General features: G+C 42.8%; 25 protein-coding genes. 4 read left to right on the top strand and 21 right to left on the bottom strand.

Annotation, left to right across the window (positions count from 1 at the left end; translation table 11 throughout):
• Window positions 1-47: 47 nt before the first annotated feature.
• Both LC20001_RS07520 and dapB read right to left on the bottom strand, forming a co-directional pair.
• Window positions 48-1,250 (bottom strand): CCA tRNA nucleotidyltransferase, encoded by a 1,203-nt coding sequence (locus tag LC20001_RS07520; RefSeq protein ID WP_010009965.1) that lies wholly within the window; start codon window positions 1,248-1,250, stop codon window positions 48-50.
• Window positions 1,247-2,035, bottom strand: coding sequence for a 4-hydroxy-tetrahydrodipicolinate reductase (gene dapB, locus LC20001_RS07515; protein WP_029507975.1), 789 nt, complete (start codon window positions 2,033-2,035; stop codon window positions 1,247-1,249). The genes LC20001_RS07520 and dapB overlap by 4 nt, the downstream gene beginning before the upstream one ends.
• 190 nt (window positions 2,036-2,225) lie before the next feature.
• On the opposite strand from dapB, the gene LC20001_RS07510 reads away from it, so the two are divergent.
• Both LC20001_RS07510 and LC20001_RS07505 read left to right on the top strand, forming a co-directional pair.
• A complete protein-coding gene (locus tag LC20001_RS07510; protein ID WP_003680513.1) occupies window positions 2,226-3,095 on the top strand; it encodes a YitT family protein in 870 nt (289 codons plus the stop codon).
• A 92-nt stretch (window positions 3,096-3,187) separates the two neighbouring features.
• Entirely contained in the window at window positions 3,188-4,003 is an 816-nt protein-coding gene (locus LC20001_RS07505; protein ID WP_010009969.1) for a site-specific integrase, read from the top strand.
• A gap of 37 nt (window positions 4,004-4,040) precedes the next feature.
• Here the strand turns inward: LC20001_RS07505 and LC20001_RS07500 are convergent, their stop codons facing one another.
• The 6 genes from LC20001_RS07500 to LC20001_RS07475 form a co-directional block, all read right to left on the bottom strand.
• Window positions 4,041-5,312 (bottom strand): tetratricopeptide repeat protein, encoded by a 1,272-nt coding sequence (locus LC20001_RS07500; RefSeq protein WP_003680516.1) that lies wholly within the window; start codon window positions 5,310-5,312, stop codon window positions 4,041-4,043.
• Between the two features lie 124 nt (window positions 5,313-5,436).
• Window positions 5,437-6,501, bottom strand: coding sequence for a WxLIP family cell surface protein (locus LC20001_RS07495; RefSeq protein ID WP_010009972.1), 1,065 nt, complete (start codon window positions 6,499-6,501; stop codon window positions 5,437-5,439).
• Window positions 6,502-6,572: 71 nt separating this feature from the next.
• Window positions 6,573-7,316, bottom strand: a complete 744-nt coding sequence (locus LC20001_RS07490) for a WxL domain-containing protein (protein ID WP_056943293.1) — start codon at window positions 7,314-7,316, stop codon at window positions 6,573-6,575.
• Window positions 7,317-7,336: 20 nt separating this feature from the next.
• Window positions 7,337-7,657, bottom strand: coding sequence for an LPXTG cell wall anchor domain-containing protein (locus LC20001_RS07485; protein WP_010009974.1), 321 nt, complete (start codon window positions 7,655-7,657; stop codon window positions 7,337-7,339).
• A 14-nt stretch (window positions 7,658-7,671) separates the two neighbouring features.
• On the bottom strand, window positions 7,672-9,138 hold the full coding sequence (locus LC20001_RS07480) for a cell surface protein (RefSeq protein WP_225358842.1): 1,467 nt from the start codon (window positions 9,136-9,138) through the stop codon (window positions 7,672-7,674).
• 181 nt (window positions 9,139-9,319) lie between these two features.
• Entirely contained in the window at window positions 9,320-10,324 is a 1,005-nt protein-coding gene (locus LC20001_RS07475; protein ID WP_056943294.1) for a hypothetical protein, read from the bottom strand.
• Between the two features lie 148 nt (window positions 10,325-10,472).
• Here LC20001_RS07475 and LC20001_RS07470 point away from each other — a divergent pair, with 148 nt between their 5' ends.
• On the top strand, window positions 10,473-11,840 hold the full coding sequence (locus tag LC20001_RS07470; RefSeq protein WP_099267106.1) for an IS4 family transposase: 1,368 nt from the start codon (window positions 10,473-10,475) through the stop codon (window positions 11,838-11,840).
• 3 nt (window positions 11,841-11,843) lie between these two features.
• On the opposite strand, the gene LC20001_RS07465 is transcribed toward LC20001_RS07470, so the two are convergent.
• The 8 genes from LC20001_RS07465 to LC20001_RS07430 all read right to left on the bottom strand — a co-directional run bounded on the left by LC20001_RS07465 (window position 11,844) and on the right by LC20001_RS07430 (window position 19,989).
• Window positions 11,844-12,395 carry an AcpB/EbpR/MafR family transcriptional regulator gene (locus LC20001_RS07465; RefSeq protein WP_056943288.1) on the bottom strand — a complete coding sequence of 184 codons (552 nt, stop codon included), beginning with the start codon at window positions 12,393-12,395 and terminating at the stop codon, window positions 11,844-11,846.
• A 207-nt stretch (window positions 12,396-12,602) separates the two neighbouring features.
• On the bottom strand, window positions 12,603-12,890 hold the full coding sequence (locus LC20001_RS07460; protein ID WP_223877021.1) for an HU family DNA-binding protein: 288 nt from the start codon (window positions 12,888-12,890) through the stop codon (window positions 12,603-12,605).
• Window positions 12,891-13,110: 220 nt separating this feature from the next.
• The gene (der, locus tag LC20001_RS07455) at window positions 13,111-14,421 is read right to left on the bottom strand and encodes a ribosome biogenesis GTPase Der (protein ID WP_010009980.1); all 1,311 of its coding nucleotides are present in this window, start codon (window positions 14,419-14,421) and stop codon (window positions 13,111-13,113) included.
• A 171-nt stretch (window positions 14,422-14,592) separates the two neighbouring features.
• Window positions 14,593-15,843: a 30S ribosomal protein S1 gene (rpsA, locus tag LC20001_RS07450; protein WP_010009981.1), complete on the bottom strand. Its 1,251-nt coding sequence runs from the start codon at window positions 15,841-15,843 to the stop codon at window positions 14,593-14,595.
• Window positions 15,844-15,920: 77 nt separating this feature from the next.
• Window positions 15,921-16,607 (bottom strand): (d)CMP kinase, encoded by a 687-nt coding sequence (gene cmk, locus LC20001_RS07445; RefSeq protein ID WP_003678783.1) that lies wholly within the window; start codon window positions 16,605-16,607, stop codon window positions 15,921-15,923.
• A gap of 70 nt (window positions 16,608-16,677) precedes the next feature.
• Entirely contained in the window at window positions 16,678-17,283 is a 606-nt protein-coding gene (locus LC20001_RS07440; RefSeq protein ID WP_003678785.1) for an SAG1386/EF1546 family surface-associated protein, read from the bottom strand.
• A 229-nt stretch (window positions 17,284-17,512) separates the two neighbouring features.
• Window positions 17,513-18,952 carry a RecQ family ATP-dependent DNA helicase gene (locus LC20001_RS07435; protein WP_003678787.1) on the bottom strand — a complete coding sequence of 480 codons (1,440 nt, stop codon included), beginning with the start codon at window positions 18,950-18,952 and terminating at the stop codon, window positions 17,513-17,515.
• A 5-nt stretch (window positions 18,953-18,957) separates the two neighbouring features.
• A complete protein-coding gene (locus tag LC20001_RS07430) occupies window positions 18,958-19,989 on the bottom strand; it encodes a helix-turn-helix domain-containing protein (protein ID WP_010009983.1) in 1,032 nt (343 codons plus the stop codon).
• A gap of 89 nt (window positions 19,990-20,078) precedes the next feature.
• On the opposite strand from LC20001_RS07430, the gene LC20001_RS07425 reads away from it, so the two are divergent.
• Window positions 20,079-20,327, top strand: a complete 249-nt coding sequence (locus LC20001_RS07425) for a ferredoxin (protein ID WP_010009985.1) — start codon at window positions 20,079-20,081, stop codon at window positions 20,325-20,327.
• Between the two features lie 42 nt (window positions 20,328-20,369).
• On the opposite strand, the gene LC20001_RS07420 is transcribed toward LC20001_RS07425, so the two are convergent.
• From LC20001_RS07420 to xerD, 5 genes are all read right to left on the bottom strand, one after another.
• On the bottom strand, window positions 20,370-21,101 hold the full coding sequence (locus tag LC20001_RS07420) for a pseudouridine synthase (protein ID WP_003678792.1): 732 nt from the start codon (window positions 21,099-21,101) through the stop codon (window positions 20,370-20,372).
• A complete protein-coding gene (gene scpB / locus LC20001_RS07415; RefSeq protein WP_373274545.1) occupies window positions 21,101-21,691 on the bottom strand; it encodes an SMC-Scp complex subunit ScpB in 591 nt (196 codons plus the stop codon). Before scpB ends, LC20001_RS07420 begins: the two co-directional genes overlap by 1 nt.
• Before the next feature lie 2 nt (window positions 21,692-21,693).
• Window positions 21,694-22,434: a segregation and condensation protein A gene (locus tag LC20001_RS07410; RefSeq protein WP_010009987.1), complete on the bottom strand. Its 741-nt coding sequence runs from the start codon at window positions 22,432-22,434 to the stop codon at window positions 21,694-21,696.
• A complete protein-coding gene (locus tag LC20001_RS07405) occupies window positions 22,418-22,801 on the bottom strand; it encodes a hypothetical protein (protein WP_003678798.1) in 384 nt (127 codons plus the stop codon). Before LC20001_RS07405 ends, LC20001_RS07410 begins: the two co-directional genes overlap by 17 nt.
• Window positions 22,802-22,900: 99 nt before the next feature.
• Window positions 22,901-23,788, bottom strand: a complete 888-nt coding sequence (xerD, locus tag LC20001_RS07400) for a site-specific tyrosine recombinase XerD (protein ID WP_003678799.1) — start codon at window positions 23,786-23,788, stop codon at window positions 22,901-22,903.
• Window positions 23,789-23,799: the final 11 nt, after the last annotated feature.

Here is a 23,799-nt window from a genome sequence, read left to right as displayed (position 1 = left end):
CAAAATAAAAGTGAGAGTCACTGATCAATTATCAGCGCACTCACTTATTAAAGCTTTGTCGCGGCTGCGATCAAAGCTGCTTTTTGATTGGGAATCTGTGCTGCCACAACTGCACGTTCCAAATGTGCCAGCAACTGACCTAATTTTGGTCCCGGTTTTAGTGCTAATGCTTGTAACAAGTCGCCACCGTTGACAGCAAGCTCGCTACGCTGTTTGATCGGTAATTGCTGGTACTTAGATTGTAAAGCAGTTTCCGCCATGTCAGCACCATAAAAATAGGCGATCTGATTAGCCGTTAGCACATTAGTTAAACCTGCTTGATAAAAATCCCAGTTACTTAATGGTTGCTGGGCTAAAAATTTTTGTAAAACAGGTAAGCTGGTACTCACTGCATAGATCAAATCATTAGCCGATTTCCAATGACGTAAAAATGGTTTGACCTGCTCACTGTCCAATTGTAGCTGCTGCGCGATCAACAACCAGACCGCAGCTTCACTACGTAACGGTGTTGTGGGCAATTTCAGTAGCGCTTTGAACGCCGGCCCAGCATTCGTAAAATCTGGACATTGCTGATATAACTCGGTCTGTACAAAACTGACCAGCCCGTTATAACGCGCCTGTCCCAGCATAAGTTTGACAAATTCATCATGAATTCGTTCAACCGCAATCTTACTCAACAATTGATGCTGGGCGCGGATCGCCACTTCAGTATTTGCTTCGATCGTAAAACCTAATTGACTTTCAAAACGAACCGCACGCATCATCCGTAAAGCATCTTCATGGAAGCGCTCATTAGGATCGCCCACTGCGCGGATCACTTTATTTTCTAAATCCGTTAACCCAGCAAATAGATCGATGATCGTGCCGTCATGTTGCAATGCTAGTGCATTGATCGTAAAATCACGCCGCTTAAGGTCTTCACGCAGTGAGCGCACAAAAGTGACATGATCTGGCCGCCGAAAATCTTGATAACCTGATTCAGTACGAAACGTGGTAACTTCATAAGCTGTCTCTTGTTGCATCACGGTCACTGTCCCATGCTGGATACCAGTATCGATCGTGCGCCGAAAAATTTGCTTGATTTCTGCTGGATAAGCACTGGTTGCAATATCGACATCATGGATCTTTTTACCTAAAAGCGCATCACGGACACTCCCACCGACAAAATAAGCTTCAAAACCGGCCTGGGTGATTGTCTGCAATACCGGTAGCGCTTGGACAAATTCGTCTGGTAATTGGGTTAATTTCATAGTAAATATTCAAGCCCATCATAAAGTTGCTTTTCTTGGCGCACTTTACGGCAAGCTAACGCGACCCCAGTCATAAATGATTCGCGATCGTACGTATCCTGGCGGATGGTCAAGCCTTCCCCGACACCACCAAATTGAACTTGCTGATGGGCGATTAAACCGGGTAAACGAACACTATGGATCCGCATACCCGCGTAGTTAGCACCACGAGCACCAGGAATACTTTCTTTCTCATTAGGGTTACCTTGTGGTTTATCGCCACGAACCTCGGCCAACATCTCGGCTGTTTTGACGGCAGTACCACTTGGTGCGTCTAATTTATTATCATGATGCATTTCAATGATCTCAACATCAGGAAAATACTTAGCTGCTTGTTTAGAAAATTGCATCATTAAGACAGCACTTAGACTGAAGTTAGGTGCGATCAAGCCACCAACTTGGTTCTTAGCTGCTAATTCTTGTAACGCCTTAATATCGGTTGGCGTAAACCCAGTTGTTCCCACAACTGGTGAGATTTGATGTTCCAACGCAAATTTTGTATTAGCAACGGCTGCTTTAGGAATCGTAAAATCGATCCAAACTTCCGGTTCTGCTGCAAGGGTTGCTTCTAAGTCAGTAAACACTGGTGCATGTTGACCGCCAAATTCTGCTACCTCAGCTAAATCTTTTTCAGTTGCAATTGGATCATAAACACCAACTAATTCAAAATCAGTGTTCTTCAATACCATATGGGTTGCGGTAGCGCCCATTCTACCTTTAAAACCCGCCACAAGAATTTTTGTCAAAACGATCACCTTTTTCATTTAATTTAATCCGTTACCTACCATACTAACAAATTATGCCGGTAATTAAAATATCGGTTACTCGCTAAAAATAATCCTAAAATTAGAATCTGCCCATTCCAGCCAAGTTGGCTAATGAATTCGGTATAATGCAGTTAAAACGTTTTTTAAAATAATAAGGTGGTGGCATTCCATGACGAAGCAAGAAATACGAATACGTGATTTATTCTTGATTACATTGGGCTGTGCTTTATACGCATTAGGTTTAGTAAGTATTAATATCAATAATCATTTAGCCGAAGGCGGTATCACCGGGATCACTTTGATCTTACGTTTTTGGTTTCAGATTGATCCCGCCTATTCAAGTTTATTGCTCAACATTCCGCTGATTATCGTGGGCTATAAGTTTCTGGGCCGTAATGCATTGCTGCTGACCATTTATGGCACAGTAATGTTATCCGTTTTTCTGTGGTTATGGCAACGGCTGCCAGTACAGTTAAATTTACATCATGATCTATTTATCGCCGGTGTAATGGCCGGATTATGTGGTGGGTTTGGTAGCGGCTTGATCTATCGCGCTGGTGGCACGACTGGCGGCAGTGACGTTGTTGCCCGGGTGATCGAACGACAACGCGGTATTTCTATGGGCCGCACGTTACTTGGATTTGATGTGATCGTACTCACCTTATCCTTAAGTTATCTAGATGTTCGTCACATGATGTACACGCTACTCGCGTCATTCATTTTTTCTCAAGTGGTTGATTTTACTCAGGAAGGTGCATATGCGGCACGTGGTATTTTGATCATTAGTGATGATTATCAAGCGATTGCCGACGATATTATGACACACTTAGATCGTGGAACTAGCTTGTTCCATGCTGAAGGTGGCTACCAGCACGCTGATAAACGGGTGATCTATTGTGTGGTCGCGCCTAATGAAATTGCACTGATAAAACGCATTATCGCTCAACATGATGAAAAAGCCTTTATCTCGATCATTAATGTACACGAAGTGCTTGGTGAAGGCTTTACTTATGAACGTAAACGATGGTCTATTTTTTGATTTTGGCGCAGCTTGTCTGCGCTATTGTTTTTTGATTATGTAGGTTAAAGTAACTTTTTTATGTTATACTGTTGTTAAAGGATGTGATCTTATTGGCTTACCCTTATCAAAAAAACTTTCAACATTACCTGGCTGAAAAAGAATTAGCCGATGTTACCATTACTGAATACGCCCGTACCTTAGATGATTTCTTTAACTACCTTCATCGCTTTAACTGGGCCTTTAGTAGTGACCCTAGCTTAGACAATATTCTAGAAAACGATGTTCGTGATTATTTAAGCATGCTGCTGAGTCAACGCGAATTAAAAAACGACACGTATAATAAAATACTGTCGCATTTAAATGGCTATTTTAAATTTTTATTTACCCATGAATTAATTGCCCACTACCCAACCGTTGCTTTAAAAGGTTTGAGTAAAGAGACTTTGCAACCGACGATTGATTTTGCTTGGTTGACGCAGTTACCGACACTGCTGACCGATCAGCGCTTAAGTTACTACACGCGCGCTTTATTGTTATTCAGTGCTTACGGCTTTACTAGCCAAGAGATCTTAGCGCCTGGGTTCGCCGAATTGGCTGCTAAATTACCTTTTACTCCAGTTGAGCGCGATTTCATGCACGATTTGCACGTTTACTTACAGCCATTACAGACGCTACAAAACAGCACGGAACTCTTTTTAAAAACTCGCTTGGACCGCCAGCATCCCCAATTAACGGCTCCCGCCTTGCATAAATATTTAAAAAAAGACGCCCCATTATTAGATTTTGCCCTAACACCACGTAAATTACATCAAGGCTATATTCTGCACTATCTGCTGCAGCATCGGTCAACTAGCGCAACTGAATTACAGCAACAACTGCGCCTTGATCCGGCTTCCCTAGATTATTATCGCAGTCTATTACCATAAAAAAACGGTGTGGCTATCACAGCCATACCGTTTTTTCTTAGCGATCATCGTCAGCTAAGTAATCATCTAATAAATAAACCATTTCATCATCAGTTGGGACTAACTTAACGTACCGCTGCAGTGCCGCTAAAGTCTCTGCACGTAAGCCCATTTCCCGGAAGAAAGTGATGATTTCCTTTAGGAAGTTAGGCTCATCCTTGAACGTTGGGTATGCCAATAAATAATTAGAACGTGCAGTCTCATCGTGACCAAGTTCGGCCGCTGACCGAGCAAAGTTCCAATAGGCCTGCGGATCAACATCCCCTTGCTGTAATGCTGGTTCCAACAAGGCATAGTTTTCTTCATGTCGAGCTAATTTCACGTACAAATTACTCAACTCGATCAAGGCTTGCATATTTTCCGGATCGATCGTTAATAGCTGCTGCAAGTATTTTTCTGCTGTTGCGCTATCGTCTAATTTTAAAGCGATGTGCGCACCTTTATCGAATAATACCTCATTATACTGATCAACAGCTAAACCCGCCTGAACGATGCGTAAAGCCGCTTCTAGCTGCTGATCAGCCTCTAGAGCGTCAGCGTAATACGGATAGACAGAACTATACTGCGGATCCTGCTCCACCACTTGTTCGAAACTGTCGATTGCCCGAGTGTAATCCTTCAGCTGCAAGGCAATAAAGCCGCTTTGGAATAGCGTGTTACTATCCATTTCCCCAGCTGGAATCTCATTTAAATAATCGCGGGCCTGTTCAAACTCACCGCTATTCGCATACGCAACACCTAAGCGCTGATAAAGATTGACCTGAGCAATTTCTGTCTCACCAGCAGCCACCAACGCCTCATAATGGGCGATTGCTTTTTGAAATTCACCACTATCAAAATAAAACTCAGCCAAGGCAAAACTAATAATTGGCTCATCGGGAAATAAACGACGCGCCGTCAGCAATTTCTGCTCGCTGACCTCATATAGTCCTTGTTGCTGATAGAGATCAGCACTTACTAACAGACTCTCAGCATAAGCTGGTGAATCCGGTTTGACCGCTTGTAAATAAGTCAGCGCTTCATCAGTTTTACCATCGCTGATAGCAATATCAGCCAAAGTTGTTCGTAATTCATCTTCATCGGGATACTTTTTCAATAATTGTAAATAGGTACGGCGTGCTTGCCGCAGAAAACCTAAGGCGTACAGATCCTCGGCTAAACTGTACAGCGTTTCATCGTCATCATGGCGTAATGCATGATTAAAGGCCGTCTTAGCTTCCTCCAACTGCCCAGCGCGCAATTGATCTAACATTTGTTTTGCGTAACTCAAATTAACCGCACCTTCCATTCGTTCACGTTATTCAAACTAAACTAGTTTAGCATATTTAAGCGGAAAATTAAAAAGATTGAACGCAAAAAAACAGCGGTGGGCTTTTCGCCAGCACCGCCATTTTTTAGTGTTTTTTCTTATCTAATGCTGCACGTAGCGCAGCATTTTCTGCTTCTTTAGCTTTTAGTTTACGCCGGTTAAAGAACCAGAGAACACCAATCAACAAGATCAAGACGACTGCACCAATCAGTGTATACAACCAAGTATAATCTGGCTTGATCGTGACATCACGCTTGTTCAACTTAGTAGCTTGTTGCCCAGCGATCGTAAAGTTACGCTTAAAATGCCATTTATGATCCTTGGATGTCGCCACTAGATCCAGTGTATATTTACCGGCCTTTAGCGGCTGACCATTTAAACGAACTGGAAAAGCAAATTGCGAGTTAGGCGCCATCTGCATCCCTTTATTCGTTTGCCGATAGCTAATTTTCTGACTACCCTGACGATAAATTTTAGCTTTGACCGTTAATTGATTGATATAAGTGGCTGTAACGTTGCGTAAAGTTGTGTTGATCACATTGCGATAATTAACTTGACTAGCAGCCACTTTGCCTAATTTCATTTGTGGCGTCACTGTTTTCGTATTTTGGTGTAAAACGATCCCAATGATATACGCATATTGATTCTGGACGGTGGTTCCTTTAGACGATTCAGCAGTTTGCTTGGTTGCATTTTGATCTTGCAACCGTAATCCACCAGCAATCACGCCATTCATCTGACTACGAGGCATGGTCACCTTCAGATTCAATTGTTTTTTTTGCTGTGCCGGAACGGTCACTGTCCGTTGTTCAGGTCGCACATAATCGGCTAACGAATAACGTCGGCTGGCATCTGCCTTAGTTTTGGTTTTAGTGTACTCGACGACCCCATTTAAGTTAGTTGTTGCCGCGTTAACTTCTGGCTTCAACTTCACTTCTTTATTTGTGCTGTTGGTGATCGTTACACTGATCGTCTGTTGCTGACCTGGATCAAGCTTTAGATCGAAATAATTAACGTTTTTAGTCAATTGATTGTCGGGCAAATTAGTTTCGACTCCGAAAGTTAATTCATTCGCCGCCACCGGTCGCGTTAACGTCAACAAACCTAAACCTAGTGCGAGGACAGTCACTACCAAATTTCTTTTTTTCAACAGACACACATCCTTTATTCGTTAGTCTATGCATTTCACCAATAACTTTCTCAGCGTATTAGTCATAATTTTTAGGTGTTAGCTGGTGTATCAGTCAACGACCAAGTTAAGTTTGCGGTATAGGCCTCAGCTTCTGGATGGGTGGCCACTGGTACAGCTAATTTTGCAGTAGAACTACCCGTATCGCCCCATTTATCTGCCCACGTGCCAAAGCCTTTACCTGCACTGGCGTCCATGATAACAGTTGACGTCCCTGGAGTTAAAGTCACATCATGTGTGGCTGCGCCATCTGCAGTTGAAGCATTAGCGGTGATTGCGGTGCCTGAAAAGGATATTTGTGCACCATCTAAAGTTGTATCACTAGCACTAGCAAACTGTGCATTCTGCGTCACCAGCAACGTCCATCCTTTAGGTGTACCAGCACGCTGATCAGTCACCTGAACATAGTTAGGAATCGCGTTGCCAGTGGTATCAGTATCATCTTTGGCTGCATAAATTTGATCCGTGGTTGGCACCTCGTGGGTCCCGAAATCTAAGTCAGAAACATAATCCAACGATAATGGTCCAGCATTACCGGTACCAGGGCCACCACCAGGATTTTCTGGATCGGTTGGATCAGTTGGATCGATGGGCGTAGTTGGGTCAGTAGCGTTGGTAAAGGTAGCCGAGGCTTTTGAGGTCGCACTAGACGTCTCTGCTGCACTAGACGTCTCTGCTGCACTAGACGTCTCTGCTGCACTAACACTCGAAGTTACGCCACCAAGTAATAGGCCGCTCATTGCAGCTACCGTTAATAAAGCACTTTTTTTCATCATCTAAAATCACTCCTATTAATTTATACTGTTTTTAATTTAGTTCGTAAGTGAAAACTCGCTAAACTTACTAGAATGATCATCCCTAAAATAGAAAAATCCCAGGAAGATCGTTCACTAGTTTGCGGTAAAACTGATTGCTGCGATTGATTAGATTGATCGACATGCTGATTAGCGATTTGATTGGGTACCTGCGGTTTCGTAGTGGTGGGTGCAGTAACAGTATTATTAGCGACAAAACCAGTTTGAGCATGACTAGTGGTTGTAGCTGCCTGACTAATGGTACTGAACCCCAGGAGTGTCGTCAGTAACATTAGACTTAAAACCAACTTTGGAAATTTCATCGGCGGCACTCCTTTCACTTATTAGCTGGAGTCTCTTGTAAATTCCAAGTGACACTACCGCTATATTGCTCAGATTTTGGTTGTCCCGGTGTTGGTTCAAAAGCTAACCCATTTTGCGCGTTCCAAGTATCTGAGATTACTGTATTCTTACCGGGCGTCGCTGTTTGTAAACTCGCTACCGGACTAGCGGCACTAGATAAAGTATAGTCAGTACCGTTATTCAAATAATGCAAGCTATCAGTTAGCACGGTTCCAGTACTGGCACCAGTCATCTGTTGTGCCAAGCTGACTGTTAACTGCCAGCCATTGATCGTTGAACTCGCTGGAAATATTCGCGTATCTTTAACTGCCAATGGTTGATCACCAGCGGCAATTTTACCTAAGAAAGTCCGTTTCTCAGTCTCAGTCACACTTAAATTATCGCCGAAATTAACCATACTCGGTGCAGTAAGCCCTAAATTACCCTGTACATAAGCTAACTGAAAATTAGCACTACCAAAATTACTTGTCGTTTGCCGTGCTTCAATACGCACACGATAAAGCGAGCCAGCTGATTGTGTATTCACATCCGGTAAATAACTATCCGGAATCGTGAATTGCCTACTTTGTTGCACGTTGCTGGCAACTTTTACCGTACCTAACAATTGCTCCTTGGCAGGTGTAGCACCATTACCATCGCGTTTAGTCATCATTGCGTAAAACGAAAGTGTTTCCGCAGTATTATCCCAAACAGTGCCACTAACCTGATAATCACCACCATAGTAGTTATTAGTTAACAAACTGCTGGTACCAGATGACTGATCAACTTTTAGCGAAATTGTTGAAGACGCTCTTGATTGTATGATACTTTTACTGTTTAAAACTGGGGTAGTTGAGGTTGAGGCTGAAAACTCTTTTTCGCTGGTGACTGAACTGCTAGCCGTCGTGGTACTCGAACTGCTCGTATTATTACTTTCAGCCACGGACGTACTTGAGTTGTCTTCTGGTGTTGTTACCGTTGCAGTCGAATCATTCTTTTCAGTTGTAGTTTCCGTTGCGCTTTGCATATCGGTTACGGTAACGGTCTGTTGGTTAGATTGTAAAGTGGTGGTTCGTGCTTGTAATTGGTAAGTCCCCGCCTTCGCCGCTATCACAGGTAGGCTCAACTTCATTGCCATTGCGGTGTGAAGAGTGATTACCAATTCAGCTTGTTCACGGTGAATACTGATTTGTTCTTCAGTGACATCAGCTCGCTGCTTGAATTGAGCCTCATCAAATTCCAGCCCGGCTGGTAATGATAAGGTGATTTGCGTCTCTGCCGCTAGATTTGTCGTAGAGACAATTAGTTCTTTGCTTTCCCCAACTTGTAGTTGGTTAACCCCACTAAGGGTAATCTCTGGCTGCGCTGTGGTCGCCGCATGTACTGAACTGATCGCAACACTTAAAAATAGGCTAAGTATGGCTAACAAGTTCAAACTGCGACGCCACATCCTTTTTCCCATAAGCTCACCTGCTTTCATCAACTATTTTGCTACAAACTCATTGTACCCGATGTCAATGAAAGCGCTTATCAGAAATAGCAAGTTTTATATCAAAAATGATAATAATAATTTTATATAATAGCTATTAATAAAAATAAAGGCATTAAAAAAGTTATTTTATAACTAATTTAACGCCTTTATTTCAGTTATTAAGAACGACTAAGCCTTTTTCAATTAGACTCATTTTTATAACTATTTTTCTTATATTTTTAAAATCTCGTAAACTAGCTAAATCAGCAAAACGATAAATCGGCTGGCTCTTTTCTGTCTCCGTCAATTGTCGATTAGTCAGTACTAAGTCATAATCATGTCCTGGTTGATAAGGCGTGATTTCGATCAAAGCTTGTCCCGCTAAATATTGATGCAATTTATTGATCAGCAAGTGCACCGTACTGTCTGTAAAGTCAGGTTCTAAACCAAGCTTAAGCTCGTGAGTCTGCTGACCTTCAAACTCATCAACTACTAATAATAAACAGCGCCTGAAGTAAGCCTCATTTTTGAGTACGATTTGACGTAACTTCACACAAGTACTCTGCTTAAGTCGCTCAATTATCTGCCCAACATTTCGCTGAATTTCAACCGGAAAATAAAACTGGCGGTAATAATCAGCCCGCTTAGGCGTAAATTTACTGAGTTCGCCGGTGAATAAATACGGCCGGGCCAACGTATCAAATAACGCCTTGGAAAAGCTGAAGCCCCATTGTTCCGGCTGAATCGCTAGACTTTGACACAACAAACGATTAAACACCGTTAGTAACTGACTAAGTTCAGTGTCATTATGCAAGTAAATATCCGCAAACTCCCACACTAAAGCTGCTTGACTATTAAAAACAGACATTCCAACCAACATCGCAAACAAAGCTTTGGTTTCAAAATTTACTGCCGTCGCGTCCATTTGACCGAATAACTGACGATAGTTGGCGCTCATTTGATCGAATAAAACGTTATTGCGACTTAAATCAATCACTGCCGCTGGTAGACGCCGATCAAACTGCGTAATCGTTAACTGGCGCTGCCGAGAAATGGTGATCCACAACTTGATTCGCTGTGCCGCAACTGCATTAAATTGATAAGCAAAATGTTCTTCCAATCCGCGAATATATTGATCATGTAAAACATTCTGTTTAGTTGCTGTAATTGGAATCAAAGTAAATAATTGATAACTAAACCGTGAAAGTTCAAAACCCAGCTAAACCCTGATTGCACTAAGTTATTTTAGCCCAAAATTAAACACAAGCAGCTCCTTGAAGTATACTTGAGTCGTCTAAACCACGATACAAAGGAGTGCTTGTGCTATGGCTAGTATACCGCAAAATAAAATTGAAAAATCAAGTTTTAAAATAATTACCCAATTTTGTGCCTTGGCGCACCTACCAGCTTTGGTCCGCTTGCTCAATGATCACCGCCATTCTAACGTTTCACTAACTGCAATCTTGATTTGGTTACTCAAGGTTATTTTCCAGCGGCGGACACTTTACCGAGCAGAAGCACCAGGCATGTGTACCAAACGCACGGTCTACAATATCTTGAATGACGGTCGGATCAATTGGCAACGGCTTAGTTGTTTATTGGCACAACGGGTGATTACTGGCCTAGCACAGTGGCTCGACGCCCGCAAAAGTGGTGCGCTGATCATTGATGACACCCTGATCTCACGACTGAATGCGAAACAAACCGAGCTTTTAGCCAACACCTTCGATCATGATCGGCAACGCTACTTAAAAGGTTACCGTGGTTTGACCTTGGCTTGGAGTAACGGCCAGCTCGTGTTGCCAGTCACGACGGCAGTTTTGTCGTCACAGAAAGCACGTAATCGGGTGGGCACACCAGCTAAAACTTTAGATCAACGCACCTTAGCCGGACAACGGCGGGCCCAAGCGATGCGGCCAATGCCAGCGGTCGCACTAGAACTGATCAAGCAAGCGCGGGCAAATGGGCTCAAAGCTAAATATGTGCTATTCGATAGTTGGTTTACCTCGCCTAAAATGTTTGCGGCGTTAAACGACCAAAAGTTGATCGGTATTGGCATGCTTAAACGGACCAAGAAGATCTATTACCGCTATCGTGGCCGCCAATACACCGTCAAAACGCTCTATCAGTACTTACGTCAGTCGCATCGTCAACCACGAGCCGACTATTTATATAGTTGCGTGGTTCAGGCCGCTACCGCAAAGTTACCGTTACGCTTAGTTTTTGTCGCTAAACGCCATTGCGCCAACGACTACCTGGTGTTAGCGACCACAAAAACCAATCTGACCCCGGCAGCGATCATTCAACTTTATAGTCGCCGTTGGCAGATTGAGAACTATTTTAAGGCCGCCAAACAATATTTACGCCTTGATCAGACTCAGATCCAGGATTATGACGGGCTTTGTGCGCATATGGCTGTGACCATGATGACCTATGATCTGTTGGCTTGGCAACAGCGGCGCCAACCAGGCGACCCAACGATTGGCGATATTTTCTATCAATTGGATACCTTACTGCCGATCATTGATCTGGCGACTGCAATCGGCCAGTTACTAGGTGAGTTGACTAACCTAAAGGTGACTAAATCACCTGCAAAAATGACTGCGCAGATCAAGACACTGATTGACCAATTTTTAAATGGCTTATCGATTCAAACTTCGGCGCTGATCACGCTGAGCATGAGCAATAGTTGAAGGTTAATTTTCAGGCTGTAAAGCTTGGTGGACTAAGGGATTACTCGAATTGGAACTTTCACGACTTAGTTGATAATAAAAATAACGAATCTGTAACTCGGTGCCACTTAATTGTCCTTGTTTGATCGTTAATTTAAATTCGGCCAATAATGAATTTAATTGCTGCAAATGCCGGTACAATGAAGCCTCGCTGAGCGCCAACTCAAAAACAAACTCCGGTAACGTCACTTTGCCTTTTTGATAAATCAACATCAGTATTTGATAATTGATTGCATTACGAATCGCTTGATCACAATATAGCTCATCAAATGTGACCTGACCCACTAGTTTTAGCTCCAGTTGATTAGATTGAATATTCAAAATAACCGCACCCGCGTTAATTTGTGGCGCTAATAACTGGTTTAATTGCGCAATATAGCGATTCAACGATGATAAAGAAACTGCTAACTCTTGGCTTAATTTCTGTTTGCTAACGGCACCATCAGCTAAGTAAAGCGCTTCTAGTAGCATCACCACGATTCGATCTTGTTTATCCAGTAAATCCGTTTTAAACATGTCGACCTCCTTCTACTATTAGCTAGTCCTTTTATTTAAGTTAATTTTAAGTTGAAGGTACGATTAAACTTTAGCTAAAAATTGAAGTCTTTGTGAAGACAACTAAGCGCTTAGAAAAAACAAAAGGCCGTCCCATCAATCCATGACGGAACAACCTTATTCTGAGTATAAAAAAACTAGCAATCGAAATTGCTAGTTCATCATACATTATTTAACTGCATCTTTTAATGCTTTACCAGGTTTGAATGCAGGTACTTTGCTGGCTGGAATTTCAATTTCAGCACCAGTTTGTGGGTTACGGCCCTTACGAGCAGCACGGTCACGAACTTCAAAGTTACCAAAACCAATCAATTGAACCTTTTCGCCTTTTGCTAATGTATCTTGGATTGAACCAAAGACAGCATCAACAGCAGCAGTTGCATCTTTTTTAGTCAAACCAGTTTGACTAGCGACGTTTTCGATTAATTCAGCTTTGTTTGCCATAGTGAATGTCACCTCCTGAGCAACAATTAGACCGTAGTCTAATATAAAATGAGTAACTGCATCTGCAGTTCTGAAATAATGGTTAACAACATCATTTCTGAATCAAAGATATCATAGGAACGCCTTGATAGCAAGGTTTTTTCACATTTTTAAGCGCTTTTTACCGAAAAAGTGCGAAATATGAGAAAAGTCTTCATAAATCGACGTTTTTATTGCTAGATCAAGGTTTAACCTACTTCCGCCGCCGCACAATAATATGCACTGGCGTCCCTGAAAATTCAAATGCATTTCGCAACTGATTTTCCAAAAAACGTTCATACGAAAAATGCATCATATCTGGATCATTAACGAACACAATAAATGTCGGTGGCTTAACTGCGACCTGAGTCGCGTAATAGATTCGTAGCCGTTTACCGTTGGATGATGGCGTTGGATTAGTTGCAATAGCATCCAATAACACATCATTTAACGTTGAAGAAGCAATACGCCGGCTCTGGTTTTCGCTAACTTTTTCGATCATACCTGGTATCTGGCTTAGTCGCTGCTTAGTTTTAGCGGAGACAAAAACGATCGGCGCATAATCCAAGTAAGCAAAATTAGCGCGAATAGCCTGTTCAAAGTTACTCAACGAATGGTTATCCTTTTTCAAGGTATCCCATTTATTGACGACAATAATGATCCCACGACCTGCTTCATGCGCATAGCCAGCGATCTTCTTATCCTGCTCACGAATACCTTCTTCAGCATTTAAAACCACTAGCACAACATCAGAACGATCGATGGCAGACATTGCCCGTAAAACACTATATTTTTCGGCATTTTCATAGGCCTTACCCCGCTTGCGTAAACCAGCGGTATCGATCATATTAAATTCCGTACCGTTAGCCGCAGCAAAGCGCGTATCGATCGCATCACGCGTTGTACCGGCAATATCAGAAACGATCACCCGATTTTCGCCTAAAATAGCATTAACCAACGATGATTTACCAACGTTAGGCCGCCCAATCAGACTAAAACGAATCCGGCTTTCATCTTCAGGTTCAATATCAGTTGGAAAATGCTTGATGATCGCATCCAGCAAATCGCCGACACCGATACCGTGGACCCCAGAAATACCAATTGGTTCGTCAAAGCCTAATGCATAGTAGTCATAAATATCCTGACGTAAATCCTGATTATCGACTTTATTGACGGCCAGAACAACTGGCTTATCAGAACGATACAGGATACGCGCAACATTTTCATCCGCATCAGTAATGCCTTCTCGGACACTAGTGACAAAAACGATCACGTCAGCCTCTTCAATTGCAATCTCCGCTTGTTCCTTAATCTGTTCAACAAAAGGTTGATCAACAATGTCGATCCCCCCAGTATCGATCAAGTTAAACTCATGACCCAGCCATTCAGCTGATGTGTAAATCCGATCACGAGTCACACCAGGCGCATCATCAACAATGGATACGCGTTGACCGGCAATCCGGTTAAACACAGTTGATTTACCAACGTTGGGTCGACCAACAATGGCAACTACTGGTTTTGCCATATTATCGCCTACTTTCTTAAAATTTTCATCATCATTTAATTATAAATTTTCAGTCACTTGATAATAGCACAAATCGCACTAAAATTATAGACTATCACCGTTTGACTAAGTTAGGTGCAAATAAAAAGAGATTGGTCATTACCAATCTCTTCCACCACTACCTAAGATCAATTATTTTTGATCGTCGTCAGTACTGTGTTTTAATTCATCACCAATCAAATCGCCTAAAGTGAAACCACCTTCGTCGTTATCTTGGTAACTAGAATTATTTTCTTGATAATCATTTTTTTCAGCTTTTGGTGCTGAATGACTCTCTTCACCGGCTGGTTTTGATGTTAAAGCCTTGATTGACAATGCCAAACGATGAGCTTCTGGATTGACTTCAAGTACTTTAACTTTCACATCTTCACCTTCAGAAAGAACTTCATTAGGTGTTGCGATATGCTGATGTGAAATTTGAGAAATATGCACTAAACCTTCAACGCCAGGGAAGACTTCAACGAATGCCCCAAATGTAGTCAAACGTTTAACTGTACCTTCCAAAACGCTACCAGCAGGTGCTTTTTCTTCAATATCGGTCCAAGGTTCTGGTAAAGTAGCCTTGATTGATAATGAAATCCGTTCGCGGTCAGCATCAACAGACAAGACCTTAACGGTTATCTTTTGACCAACTTTGAGTACATCAGATGGTTTTTCAACTCGATCAAATGAGATTTCAGAAACATGGACTAAACCGTCAATGCCGCCAAGATCTACAAATGCACCAAATGATGTTAACCGGGCTACTGTACCTTCGACAGTATCGCCGGCTTTTAATGTTGCTAATACATGCTCACGTTGTTCAGCCTTTTCAGCTTCAACAATTGCACGATGAGATAAGATCAAACGATTTTCGCTTGGTTCGATCTCAATGATCTTCAATTCTAATTTTTTACCCTTATAAGCATTTAAGTCATCAACAAAATGATCTTGAATCATTGATGCTGGGACAAAGCCACGAACGCCAGCATCAACGACCAAGCCACCTTTAACAACCTCGGTAACTGGTGCAGTGATGTTTTCGCCAGCATTAAATTTGTCCTGAATTTCAGACCAAACTTTGCGGGCTTCGAGGCGTCGCTTGGAAAGTAAGTAGCTACCATTTTCCTTGTCTTTGCCAATTGTTGAGATGACAACAAGATCAAGAACATCCCCGACCTTAGCCACTTCATTAATATCAGCAACAGGTTGGCTAGCTAATTCTTTGACGGGAACAACCCCTTCAACACCAGTACCTTGGATACCAACGATCAATTGCTTGTCATCGTCGATCGCCAAGATCTCACCTTTCACAATGTCACCGACTTTTACATCGTGGACGCTGTTTAATGCGTCCGCCATGGCATTTTTATTTTCAACTTGGTTTGTATTATCTTCGCTCATGCCAAAATCCTCCTTAACAGCTTGAAACTACAATATCTATTTTATAGTAAAACGGCTTGAATTGCCACAAAAAGCTGCTATTTATTCATATCTTTCTGTTTTTCGTTAGTGATCGCGATGATTTTTGCAACCACCTGTTCGATTGACAGCGCTGTCGTATCAACTAATACAGCATCCTTTGCTTGTGTTAGTGGTGAAACTGCACGCGTCGAATCTTTTTTATCGCGAACCTCGATTTCTTGCTGCAAAACCGCCAAAGGTGTATCGATACCCTTGCGAATATTTTCCGCATATCGTCGTTGCGCCCGCTCAGCAACACTGGCCACCAAAAAGATCTTGACCGCTGCATTAGGTAAAACCGCCGTCCCAATATCACGACCATCCATCACGATTCCCCCAGCAGCCGCAATTTTTTGCTGATGCTGAACGAGTTGCTGCCGCACACCGCCTAAAGCAGCAACGGTTGAAACATTATTGGTCACATCCGGTTGCCGAATTGCTTGGGTCACTTCTTGTTCATTTACAAAAACTTGTTGCTCAGGCTCACCTGGCTTAAAACTGATCGTGATCTCAGCCAAAACTGCCAAAACCGCTGGTTCATCATGCAAATCAATTTGTTTTTGCATTGCCGCTAAGGTTAAAGCACGGTACATCGCACCGGTATCACAATATGTATAGTGCAATTGTTTAGCCACCAATTTGGCCACCGTACTTTTACCTGCTGATGCTGGCCCGTCAATTGCAATTTGTAAAGCTGCTGTCATTATTCAAACCCCTTATCCAAAAAAATCGAGATCACGACCTACGCCGCGATCTCGCCATAAATCAATTTTATTATTTAACCCGTAATTGTTGTCCTGGCTTGATAGTACTAGTACTAGTGAGTCCATTTAACTGTAAAAGTTCAGAAACCGTTAAGCCATTATTAGCGGCGATCCGATAGATTCCTTGGCCAGCACCAACTGTAACATAGCTACCGCTGGAACTGCTAGCACTACTACTCGAACTTGCTGCTGAGCTTGAACTAGCATCACTTGACTCACTGGTTACTGAGCTCGCATCAGCGTCACTAGTGCTATCCGTCGTTGTACTAGCAGCTGCTTGTGTTGAATTTGTGTCTGCGGCTTTCTTACTAGTGGTCTTAGTCGTCTTTTTTGATGATTTGACCGCAACTTTTTTAGCTTTAGAACTGCTACTACTAGAAACTGAGCTTTCAGTGGCTACGGGACGATTCATCTGATTTTGCCAAATCGTCCATGCACCAACGGGTAATGCTGCTAAAACTAGTAAAGCAATCGTTAAAATAGTCACAAATAACGCATTACTCTTATCTTTGCGATGGGTCGCTGACCGTGACAAATTACCTTTATCATCACGATCATCCTCAAATTTGGCGTCCCAAGGCTTATCATCAGTTATTTTCTGATCTCGTTTACTCATCAATGCTCCTTCTTGCTCACCAAGCGTCATGTTCAACAGGAAATAAGCCAGTGAGTAACTAGCATGTGAGCAATTAGCAATAGACTTTCCTGCCAAACCTACAGCAAATATTGTAACATAATCTTATTTAAAATTCTTTAAATTTCGTTTAAAACTATCCAGCAGTCAAGGCTCAGAATCAAACAAGTTCAGCATGTACTATCTTTTTAACTGCAGTAATCGCGATCATTTAATTCGTGAAAAGTGCTGCCAAACGTTCCTGCCAGTTTTGATCAACTGCTACAGTATCGGTCGCCGTTGCCGGTCGAATCAAAGATAGCGCCGCTAAGTCCAATGGTTGTCCCGCATTACAACAGGTGGCATCATGAACAATTTTTGTCGTATCGGTAAAATAATTCAGAATAAATTGCCGCTTACAATTAGGCGTCTGCAAAAAAGCCAACATACTCCGCAATGCCAATAATTTTTCGTTACGCCGTTTAGCAAATAATTGTTGTACCTCCGCCTCACTTTGATGATGCTGACGATAGAATTGCAATAATTCAATTTCCGGAATTGCCGCGGTTGCAAAGCGCTGTGGCTGCGCAAAATATTGTTTGATCAAAGCAGCATCAGGCAATGTATTGGTCACCAAGTTAGCCTGCAGCTGAAAATCACGTGCTTCATATAGTAAAATAGCCACGCTTTGCTGCCCATCTCGGCCGGCACGACCAATTTCCTGCAAATAACTTTCTAAGCTGCTAGGCAAGTGATAATGGATTACAAAGCGTACATCCGCCTTATTGATCCCCATACCAAACGCATTAGTCGCACAAATAATCGCCAATTTACCATGCATAAATTGTTGCTGTACGGCAAACCGATCCTGACTGGTCATCGCACCGTGATAAAAGGCCACTCGTGGGCTCACTTTTTGCTGCAACAAAGCAGCAATTTCTTCTGCCTTTTGTCGACTGGAAAAATAAATGATCCCCGGTTGTTTGAGTTGCTGACATAATGCCACTACGCGCTGATTCTTCTCCGCCTCATCCGTAACTTCCGCCGTTGCCAAATAAATATTACGGCGATCAACCGAATGAACGATCTGCTTCGTTGCTGCCGGATCAAGGCCTAATTTAGCCAAAATATCCGCCCGGACACGCTTAGTCGCCGTAGCCGTTAAAGCTAGAGTTGCCTGTGGCCTGATTGCGGCACGCAATGATTTTAAAGCTAAATAATCAGGGCGAAAATCGACCCCCCATTGAGAAATGCAATGAGCTTCATCCACGACTAATAACGCAATATCCAATTGCTGTAACTTACGCCGAATCTGTTCTTGATTAGCCATTTCTGGTGATAGAAAAATAAACTTATACTGTTCAAAATGCGCTAAACTATAACGCCGCATCCCCGGATCAAGTGCGGAAGTTAACGCAAGCACCCGCTTTTCGCCTAAATAATGCAGTTGTGCGACTTGATCTTGCATCAATGACAGTAATGGTGATACGATCACGATCTGTCCGGCAAGTAAATAACCCGGCAACTGATAACACAACGATTTTCCCGTTCCTGTCGGTAAAATGGCGAACGTATCTTGACCGCCTAGAACCGCACGGATCACCTCAGCTTGTCCTGGTTTGAACGCCGTATAGCCAAAACGCTGCTGCAATGTTTGCATGATCTGCTCCATCTCGATCACAAGCTTTTCCTCCGTTCGATCTGATATAAGCGAAATTCAAAGAAACTAAGCGCAGTATTGGTCAATTGATCAAACCGCCAATCAGCTAGTGGTTGATCACTAAAAGCAGTTGCCAGTTCTTGGCGTGCTGGCGCTGATAAATAGGTTGCAAAAGGAAACTCCGGCAATAAAATAGCCGCTTCCAGTAGATGCTCTTTAAGTGTATTTAACTTGACTCGGCGTTGTCGACTAATTGCAGCTAAAGTATTACCTTGCTGTAATAAGTTGATGGTTTGCGTGGCACTTTGACTTAAGGGACCACTAGCCAATGGTTGCCATAACGCTGCCAGCAATGGAAAACGCGCGGCTTGTGCGGTGACCAAGCTCAACAAGTGATGACTAATATCTTGCCGCACCAACTCACCAGTTAAAGTTGTCCAGCCCGCTAATTGATCCGCTTGGGCTGTCGTTGCTCGCTGCACCTCATGCCCTAACAAAAATTGACTATAATAATTAGCTTGCACCGTTGGTAATATCGCTAAAAAAAGTTCCCACTCATGCTGTAATCGTTCTGCCACGATACTGATATCCTGTTGCCGCAACCACTGTTTAACCCGCTGCTGTGTCAATAAACTAACTTCCAATGGAAAATAACGCCGATTATGCGCCTGTAACTCTGATACCACCTGCGTCGCTAAAAATAAACGATCACTAAATTCACGGCTGTGTTGAAAAGTAAAACCAGAATAATGTTGCGGCAGAAAAACTGTCGCACGATGCGCTTCTTTAATTGCTGTACCAGCAGCGGTTAAACGAACTGCACGGGTCTGCTGTTCTAATAAACCGTCCGCAATCAACCTAGCTAAAGCCTGCTGAAATTTTGACGCCGCCAAATGGGGCAATAATTGGTATAATGGTAATAGATCGTAATCCAGTCCAGCATAAAGATTCGAGACCGTCCGTTTACCTTTAAGCAGTGCTTGAATCGCTAGTGGTCGACGCCACTGATTTTGATCGAATAAATAAAGTAAGTATAAGCGATCGTCCATTTTACCACCTTTTAGTCTTATTCTAGCCTTATATCAGTCCATAGAACAACTGGACCAATTATTAACCTTAAATTCTAAGGAGTCTTTACATGTATAGCCGTGTTCAACGTGAAGAATGTATCGCCTGTGGCTTGTGCCAATTACGGGCCCCAGCACTATTTAACTATGATAAAGAAGGAATTGCTTATTATCGTCCTGATAACAATCAGGGGACCACACCGATTCCGTCCGATCAGCTAGCAGCCTTTAAGCAAGCATATCGTGATTGTCCGACTGGCGCGATCAAACGGCAAAATAAGCCATTCCCGCCAGAAAATAAAAGTACGACGCACTTATAAGCGCCCCGCACGATCATTCAAACTATAATTAGTTCGTATTGGCTAACGCAATTTGCCAGTACGGGCTAATTTTTTTAGAGCCGCAACTTCTTGTGGTTGCATTGGTCGTGAATCACCAGCAGTCATCCCCTCCGTGGTTAAGAAGGCGTACCGTTCGCGACTTAATTTATTGACTGGATAGCCAACTGCTTGTAGCATATCCCGAACTTCGTGATTCATCCCTTCATGGATCGTCAAACTAACCAACGCCATTTTCTTTGTTCGATCAGTGGACAATACCTTAACTTTAGCTGGTGCGGTTCTTTTCTTTTCTAATTTGACCCCAGCACGTAATTTTTTCAACGCTTCAACTGTGGGAATACCTTCTACTTTCGCTGTATATTGCTTTTCAATCCGGTAACGCGGATGAGTCAATAAGTTGGCCAATTCACCATCATTAGTGATAATGATCAAACCTGAAGTGTTATAGTCTAAACGCCCGATTGGGTAAAGACGTTCATTGACCTCAGGGAAAAAGTCGATCACTGTTTTACGGCCTTTTTCATCGTGAGCAGATGAGATCACCCGCCGTGGCTTGTATAATAAGAAATAACGTTTTTGTTCGGTTGTGACCGGCACGCCATCAACTTCAACATGATCATGGGGCTCGACTTGGATCCCCATTTCTTTGACCACTTGTCCATTGACTTGAACATGACCAGTACTGATCAGTTGTTCAGCCTTACGCCGCGAAGCAATTCCTGCAGCAGCGATCACTTTTTGTAATCTTTCCATTAATGATTTTCTTCCTTATCTTTTAATTGGGCTTCAAATTGTGCAAATAGATCTTGATTGGTGGTTGCCGTAGTTGACGCATCAGCTTCAGGCATCGGCAACGGTGGTAATTCGGCCATTGATTTCAAACCGAAATAATCCATAAAAAAAGCACTGGTGCCATAGAGAATCGGTCGGCCTGGCGCATTTTTACGACCCCGCTCTTCAATCAACTGACGCAACATCAACCGCTGTAAGGCCCCACCACTTTGGACACCACGGATCTCATCGATCTCTACCCGTGTAATTGGTTGCTTATAAGCAATGATGGCCAAAGTCTCTAAAGAAGCTTGACTCAGGTTAGTCGTCAATGGCGTTTCAAAATAACGCTTGATTAACGCTGCGTAAGCTTTCTTAGTCACTAGCTTATAGCGCTCACCAAATTGAAATAAAACTAAGCCACGTTGATTATCTGCCCGCAACTGTTCCGCAAAGGCACTCAACGCCCGCTTGATTGTCGCCCGCGATGCGGACAATAAATGATCTAATTCATCTAAACTAATGCCGTCATCACCGACAACATACAACAAACTTTCTAACTCTGCCGTGATATTCATGCAACTTCCTCTTTCAAGGCAACCGTGATCGGTGCTAACGTTTGTGCTTGAAAACAAGCAATTTGCTTATTCTTCATTAATTCTAATACTGCCATAAAGGTCGTCACGGTTTCTTCGATTGATGGTTCGGTCGAAAGTAACCGGGTAAAATCTAATTGTCCTTGCGCACTGTGCCGCAAAGCCTGAGTAATCTGTGTCACCTTTTCCGCAACCGTAATCGTCTCACACTGTACATTACGCGTTACCGGCGTTTGTGGTTGCTGGCGCCGCAATAGGGCAGTAAAAGCCGCTGTCAGTTCAGTCAAGGCCAATGGCTGATCTGGCATCGGTATTGGTTCAGCACTAGCCAATAAACTAGGTGCTTTACTAAAATAATCCTTGCGTTCCTGCTCGCGATTTTGCAGATCAGCTGCCGCTTCTTTATAGGCCTGATAAGTCAAAAGTTGTGCAACCAATTCATCACGCGGATCTTCACTATTTACGTCTTCATCCAGTAATGGTTCTTCCGGCTGTGGTAACAGCCACTGACTTTTAATACGCATTAGCGTTGCTGCCATCACAAAATAATCGCCGGCAACTTCCAATTGCACTTGTTGTAATGAATGCAAATAATCTAAATATTGTGACGTGATCGCCACAATGGGAATATCATAAATATTCATTTCCGAGTCCTTGATCAGATGCAATAACAGATCTAAAGGACCCTCAAATTCAGGTAACTTAACCGTTAAGGCCACTAAACTCATCCTTCTTATGCCGTTGTTCCCATTTACCGATCAATGGGGAAGTGGCAATCGTACCCATTAATTTATCGGCTGGATATAACTGCGCTAATTCATCTAAAATCGTAAAACTATTACCTTCATCGCGATCGGATGGACTTAATGACAAGTGCCGTACGATCAAATAATCTTTACTTTGCTCGACCCCAACGACACCTGCTAGATCACCAGTTGTATTTTTCCATAAAAACAGCTGCCGACCAGTCTCATTTTGATACCATTCGATCTCAGTTTTCAGATGGCTAACATCATTCAGATCAGGAATAAAGGAAAGAAGACCCATCGCGATCTTCTCGTAGTCCGTTTTATACTTTAATAACATGCTAGACCTCCCAGCCCTTACCGCTTGTTTCTAACCATAGCTATCCTATCATAACAATATTTCCGATACAATGCTACTGTCAGTTACCAAATACCAGGCTTAGGCCCGGGGATGATAGCGATCGTAAACCTCACGCAAATGCTTTTGACTCACGTGTGTATAGATTTGTGTGGTCGAAATATCAGCGTGGCCGAGCAGTTCCTGAACCACCCGTAGATCAGCCCCATTTTCCAGTAAATGGGTTGCAAACGAGTGGCGCAGCGTATGCGGCGTGATGTCTTTTTCAATTCCTGCAGCACGCACCATCTGCTTAAGGTTTTTCCAAATTCCCTGACGTGTAAATGGCCGGCCGTAATGATTTAAAAACAAAATCGGCTCACTTTGGCCTGCCTTCAAAAAAGTCGGTCGACTCGTTTCTAGGTAGCGTTTGATCCATTCGATCGCCACGTCACCAATTGGAATTAACCGTTCTTTATCCCCTTTGCCCAAAGTTTGAATCAGCCCAAGGCTCAAATGTAGCTCAGCCAATTTCAGATGAGTTAATTCACTGACCCGCAATCCCGTTGCATATAGCACCTCCAATATAGTCCGGTCGCGAATGCCTAAAGCTGTTGTCGTGTCCGGTACTGCTAGCAGCCGTTTGACCTCTGCTTGCGATAAAACCTGGGGTAAATGCTGTTGTTTCTTGGGTGAGTCAACTTGTTGCATCGGATCAATGGTGATCTGTTCAGTTTCCAATAAGAACCGGTAAAATTTACGTAGACTGGACACCATCCGAATAACGCTATTATTAGCCATTGCTTGCGCTTTTAAAGTTGCCAAAAAGTTGAGGATCACAAACCGGTCTTGTTTAAAATCAGCTAATTTTTGTTGTTCTAAATAAGCCTTGAATTTCATTAAATCACGTGTATAGCTGCTGACCGTATTTTGCGATAGTCCTTTTTCGACTAATAAATAACGCTTAAAATCAGCGATCTGATTCGTCATAACATCCAAAA

It is taken from the genome of Loigolactobacillus coryniformis subsp. coryniformis KCTC 3167 = DSM 20001 (assembly GCF_002706425.1).
GTDB classification, from domain to species: Bacteria; Bacillota; Bacilli; order Lactobacillales; family Lactobacillaceae; genus Loigolactobacillus; species Loigolactobacillus coryniformis.
The sequence above is the reverse complement of the archived record's forward strand: the minus strand, read 5'-3'. Positions and strand labels throughout refer to the sequence as shown.